We start from the raw sequence: 4,940 nt of genomic DNA on the forward strand, positions 1-4,940 counted from the left end.
TTCCCTCAAGGACTTTTTTCTGGTTTTTTTTTTTTTTTTTTTTTTTTTTTTTCTGCGCCGCCAGCAGATCGTCGAGATTGGTCAGCGTCGTGAACCGGCCCGCGCCGCTGGCGCTCGGGTTGGTCAGCCACAGGCCGCCATTATCCTCGCGCAGCACCAAGTCGCTGCCCACGCCGCGCTGGTCGGCATAGAAATTGTCGATGCGAATGGTCTGACCGTCGGTCAGGCGGATGACGAGATCATCACCGTCCCGCTCCATGCTCGCCACCCGATCGCGGTTCAGATCGAGGCGGACGACGCTGGGCGTGGTGAGATCGATGACATTGGCGGTGGTGGTCGTGGTGGTGCCGGTTGCCTTTGCGATGATCTCGGTCTGCATGGCGTGATCCTCCCTTTTCGCATGTCACTGGACCGACGCGTCGGCGTCGGCGGGAGAAGGGCCGTGAACCCGTGTCATGCCGTGCGGGCGCACGACCTCCTCCCATTGCTGACATGCTAACCGGGTCGGCCGCGCCTGAGATGCTACCTGTCCGCAATCGGAACTGATTCAGTTGGTTAACGCCCATTATGTCCGTCGCTTGGGAAGCGGATCGAAGGCGATCCGGCAGGGGCCGGCCGGCAAAAAAATTAATCGGGGGCGGGACCGATCGGTTCAGCTTGGCGTAGGATAGGATGGTGCAATCGGCCGCGTTTGCCGAGGGGCACCATGTCGAGAAGGGGCAATCCTGATATTATGACCGCATCGCCTTTCCCTGTTTCTGGCCGTTCGGTTACCCGTTGGATCGGCGCGTTGGCGGGCGGATCGCTCGTCGCGATGCCGCTGATGGCGCAGGTGTCGCCGCCACCCGTGCCCGTACCCGCCGCGACACCGCAGGCGACCATGCCGCCCGCGGCCCAAGCGCCGGCCACCACGCCCCGGATCGCCACCCCGACCCAGATCACAGCCCCGGTGGCGATGCCGACGCTCAGTGAGGCGCAGGCGCGCCAGCTCGCGACGCTGATCGCCAAGGGGGAGGTGACCAACGGCCTGCGACAGGGCGCACCGCGCGACCTGTCGGGCATGGCCCCGGACGCGATCGCGCGTATCGCCCTCGATTACGCGCATGCCGTGCATGTCGGGCGGCTCGACACCGCCGACTTCACGAAGGACTGGGGTATCCGGCCGCAATCCTATGACCCGCTGCCCGGCTTTACCGACGCGGTGCGGCAGGATCGGATCGCCGACTGGATCGCATCGCTGCCGCCGCCCTATGCCGGTTACGACACGCTGGTCGCCGGGCTCGCCCGCTATCGCGCGATGGCGGAGGCAGGCGGCTGGACCGCGCTGCCGGCCAACGCCGCCATCCCCTATCAGTCGAGCGGGCCGCTGGTGGCCCAACTGCGCAAGCGCCTCGCGATGGAGGACCCGGCGGTTAGCGCGACCGGCGCGACCTTCGACGAACCGCTGCTGGCGGCGGTGCGCCGTGCCCAGCGTCGCTACGGCCTGAACCCCGTCGGCACGGTGGGGGCGCAGACGATCGCCGCGCTGAACGTGCCCGTGTCGCAGCGCATCCGCCAGATCATGGCGAATATGGAGCGCTGGCGCTGGCTGCCCCAGCAGCTGGAGGCCAAGCGGGTGCAGGTGAACATCGCCGCCGCCGTGCTGACCGTGTTCGAGGGCGACAATCCCGTCATGTCGATGAAGGCGGTGACGGGGCGGCCGGGCAACGAGACGCCGATGCTGGTGTCCTCGATCCACAGTGTCGTGCTCAATCCGCCGTGGAACGTGCCCAGCTCGATCGCGAACAAGGAATTATGGCCCAAGGAGCGCGCCAATCCCGGCTATCTGAAGCGCGCGGGCTTCCGCATCATCGACAATGGCGACGGCTCCAAGCGCCTCCAGCAATCCTCGGAAAAGAGTGCGCTGGGGCGGTTCAAGTTCGACTTCCCCAACGACTTCGCCGTGTATCTGCACGATACGCCGGCGCAGTCGGGCTTTTCGAAGTTCGACCGGCTGGCCAGCCATGGCTGCGTCCGGCTGGAAAAGCCCGCCGAACTGGCCGACTGGGTGCTGAAGACCACGCCCGAATGGCAGCCGGCGGCGGTCGACGCGACGTTGGCGTCGGGCAAGACGGTACGCGCCAGCATGGCCGAGCCGGTGGCGGTCTATCTGCTCTACTGGACGGCCTTCGCCAATAATGACGGGCAGGTCGGGTTCCGCGAAGATCCCTATGGCTGGGACAGCCAGCTGGCGAGCAAGATCGAGGCACGCTCGGCCGAGCGCGCGCAGTCGACCAAGTAATGGAAAAAAGGGGTAAAGCCATGACCATCAAGACCTATCGCCGCCACGCCCTGGCGCTTGTCACGGCGGGGCTGCTGCTGCCGGCGATGGCCGGCTGCTCGCGCTCCGAGCCGGAGGAACAGCCGGCCGCGATGACCGAAAACGACACGGGCGTGATCGAGACGAAGCCCGAAGACGTGATGCCGGCGATGGAGAACCAAGCCGCACCGGTCGCGGACATGAACGCCGTCGAGGAAACCCTGCCGCCCCCGCCGCCCGAGCGGACGGTCGACCAGCAGGTGCTCGACGACGCCTCGGCCACCGGCATGACGTCGCGCGTAACGCGCGGTCGTGCCTCGTCGGACGAAGCGGCGCCCGAAGAGGCTCCGACGAACGAACAGTGACTTTCTAAAAATCCTCCCCGGCACGGGGAGGGGACCATGCGAAGCATGGTGGAGGGGGAGCACCGCAAAGGATGTCCCGTGCGGAAGCCCCCCTCCGTCAGGCCTGACGGCCTGCCACCTCCCCGTACCGGAGAGGATGTGCCCGTCGACTTTTTAGGTCTGACAAATTGACGCGCGCGCTTCCGCCTGTCACCTTGCCGCCGAACGACGACATCATCGCGCGACCCCGAACAAGGGGGCGGCGGGGGCAATGGGCAGGAGAGGCGCGTGAAGCGGGTAATGCGATCGGCTTTGGGAATGATGGTGGCGGCATCGGCATTGGTGCCGGCGATCGCCTCGGCGCAAGGGACGACGCCGGCGCACAGCTTCGCCGTCCAGGGCAACGGCTTTCTGAAGGACGGCAAGCCCTATCAGGTCATCTCAGCCGAGATGCACTATACCCGCATCCCGCGTGCCTATTGGCGCGACCGGTTGCGCAAGGCCAAGGCGATGGGGCTGAACACCATTACCACCTATTCCTTCTGGAACGCGCATGAACCGCGCCCCGGGACCTATGATTTCACTGGGCAGAACGACATCGCCGCCTTCATCCGCGATGCGCAGGCTGAGGGGCTGGACGTCATCCTGCGCCCCGGCCCCTATGTCTGTGCGGAGTGGGAGCTGGGCGGCTACCCGTCCTGGCTGCTGAAGGATCGCTCGCTGCTGCTGCGCTCGACCGATCCGAAATACACCGCCGCCGTCGACCGCTGGCTGGCGCGGCTGGGGCAGGAGGTGAAGCCGCTGCTGCTGCGCAACGGCGGGCCGATCGTCGCGATCCAGCTGGAGAATGAATATGGCGCGTTCGGCAGCGACAAGGCGTATCTGGAGGGGCTGAAGGCCAGCTATCAGCGCGCCGGCCTCGCCGATGGCGTGCTGTTCACCTCCAACCAGGCGGGCGATCTGGCCAAGGGCTCGCTGCCCGAGGTGCCGTCGGTCGTCAATTTCGGTTCGGGCGGCGCGCAGAACGCGGTCGCCAAGCTGGAGGCGTTCCGCCCCGACGGCCTGCGCATGGTCGGCGAATATTGGGCGGGCTGGTTCGACAAATGGGGCGAGGACCATCACGAAACCGATGGCCAGAAAGAGGCCGAGGAACTCGGCTTCATGCTCAAGCGCGGCTATTCGGTGTCGCTCTACATGTTCCATGGCGGCACCACCTTCGGCTGGATGAACGGCGCGGATTCGCACACCGGCACCGATTATCATCCCGACACGACCAGCTATGACTATAACGCGCCGCTCGATGAGGCGGGCAATCCGCGCTACAAATACGGCCTGCTCGCCTCGGTGATCGCCGAGGTGACGGGCAAGCCCGCCGCGCCGACGCCCACCGCGACCAAGGCGGTCAGCTTCCCCGTCTCGCCCGTGCGGCGCAGCGCCTCGCTCTGGCGCAACCTGCCGCAGCCGGTGCGCGCCGACCTGCCCATGACCTTCGAGGAACTCGACCAGAATTACGGCTATGTCCTCTACCGCGTCGCGCTGCCGGCGGGGAAAGGCGGAGCGCTCGTCCTGAAGAACATGCACAGCTATGCGCAGGTCTATGTCAACCAGAAGCTGATCGGCACGATCGACCGGCGGCTGGGGCAGGAGCGGGTCGACATCACGCCGCAGGACAAGCCCGCAACCATCGACATCCTGGTCGAGAATACCGGCCGCGTGAACTATTCGCACGCCATTCGCACCGAGCAGACCGGGCTGACCGGTGCGGTGACGCTGGACGGCCGCGTGCTGCGCGACTGGCGGATGTACCGCCTGCCGATGGACGATGTCGCCAAGCTGCCGATGACCGCCGAGCCCTGCTCGGGGCCGTGCTTCTACGAGGTCGAGATGACGGTCGACCGGCCGGGCGACACCTATCTCGACATGCGCGGGGCGCATAAGGGGCAGCTGTGGCTGGGCGAGCATAATCTGGGCCGCTTCTGGTGGATCGGGCCGGTACATACACTCTACACGCCCGCGCCGTGGATGCAGGCGGGGGTGAACAAGATCCGCTTCTTCGACCTGACCGGCGACGACAAGGTCCGGGTGGCGACCGTCACCGCGCCGATCTGGGGTAACATCACCAACAAGCGCGAGGCGCAGTAAATATTGTCCCTTCCTCCCCTGTAAGGGGGGGTGGCAGCCCGCAGGGCTGACGGAGGGGTGTCCCCGTTTGCGAAGGCGCCCTCCCCATGCCGGCCTGACCGGCATGGGGAGGGCTCAAAACACAATCACCCCTCCCCTTTAGGGGAGGGGACGGG

General features: G+C 66.2%; 4 protein-coding genes. 3 read left to right on the forward strand and 1 reads right to left on the reverse strand.

Features of this window, described 5'->3' with window-relative positions; genetic code table 11:
* Positions 1–379: BapA/Bap/LapF family prefix-like domain-containing protein (locus tag ACQKJZ_RS18020; RefSeq protein WP_427732916.1), on the reverse strand; the 379-nt coding region annotated here is incomplete at its 3' end.
* A gap of 354 nt (positions 380–733) precedes the next feature.
* Here ACQKJZ_RS18020 and ACQKJZ_RS18025 point away from each other — a divergent pair.
* From ACQKJZ_RS18025 to ACQKJZ_RS18035, 3 genes are all read left to right on the forward strand, one after another.
* Positions 734–2,281 carry a L,D-transpeptidase family protein gene (locus ACQKJZ_RS18025; protein ID WP_427732918.1) on the forward strand — a complete coding sequence of 516 codons (1,548 nt, stop codon included), beginning with the start codon at positions 734–736 and terminating at the stop codon, positions 2,279–2,281.
* Positions 2,282–2,301: 20 nt separating this feature from the next.
* On the forward strand, positions 2,302–2,664 hold the full coding sequence (locus tag ACQKJZ_RS18030) for a hypothetical protein (RefSeq protein WP_427732920.1): 363 nt from the start codon (positions 2,302–2,304) through the stop codon (positions 2,662–2,664).
* A 267-nt stretch (positions 2,665–2,931) separates the two neighbouring features.
* Complete coding sequence (locus ACQKJZ_RS18035) at positions 2,932–4,785, forward strand: glycoside hydrolase family 35 protein (RefSeq protein ID WP_427732922.1); 1,854 nt, start codon at positions 2,932–2,934, stop codon at positions 4,783–4,785.
* The last annotated feature ends 155 nt before the right edge of the window (positions 4,786–4,940 follow it).

The organism is Sphingomonas sp. NPDC019816, assembly GCF_050274375.1.
Classification (GTDB): Bacteria; Pseudomonadota; Alphaproteobacteria; order Sphingomonadales; family Sphingomonadaceae; genus Sphingomonas.

What these genes read in the sequence shown, in the direction of transcription:
- ACQKJZ_RS18025 (WP_427732918.1), top strand. Translation starts at nt 734, where the DNA reads ATGACCGCATCGCCTTTCCCTGTTTCTGGCCGTTCGGTTACCCGTTGG.
- ACQKJZ_RS18030 (WP_427732920.1), top strand. Translation starts at nt 2,302, where the DNA reads ATGACCATCAAGACCTATCGCCGCCACGCCCTGGCGCTTGTCACGGCG.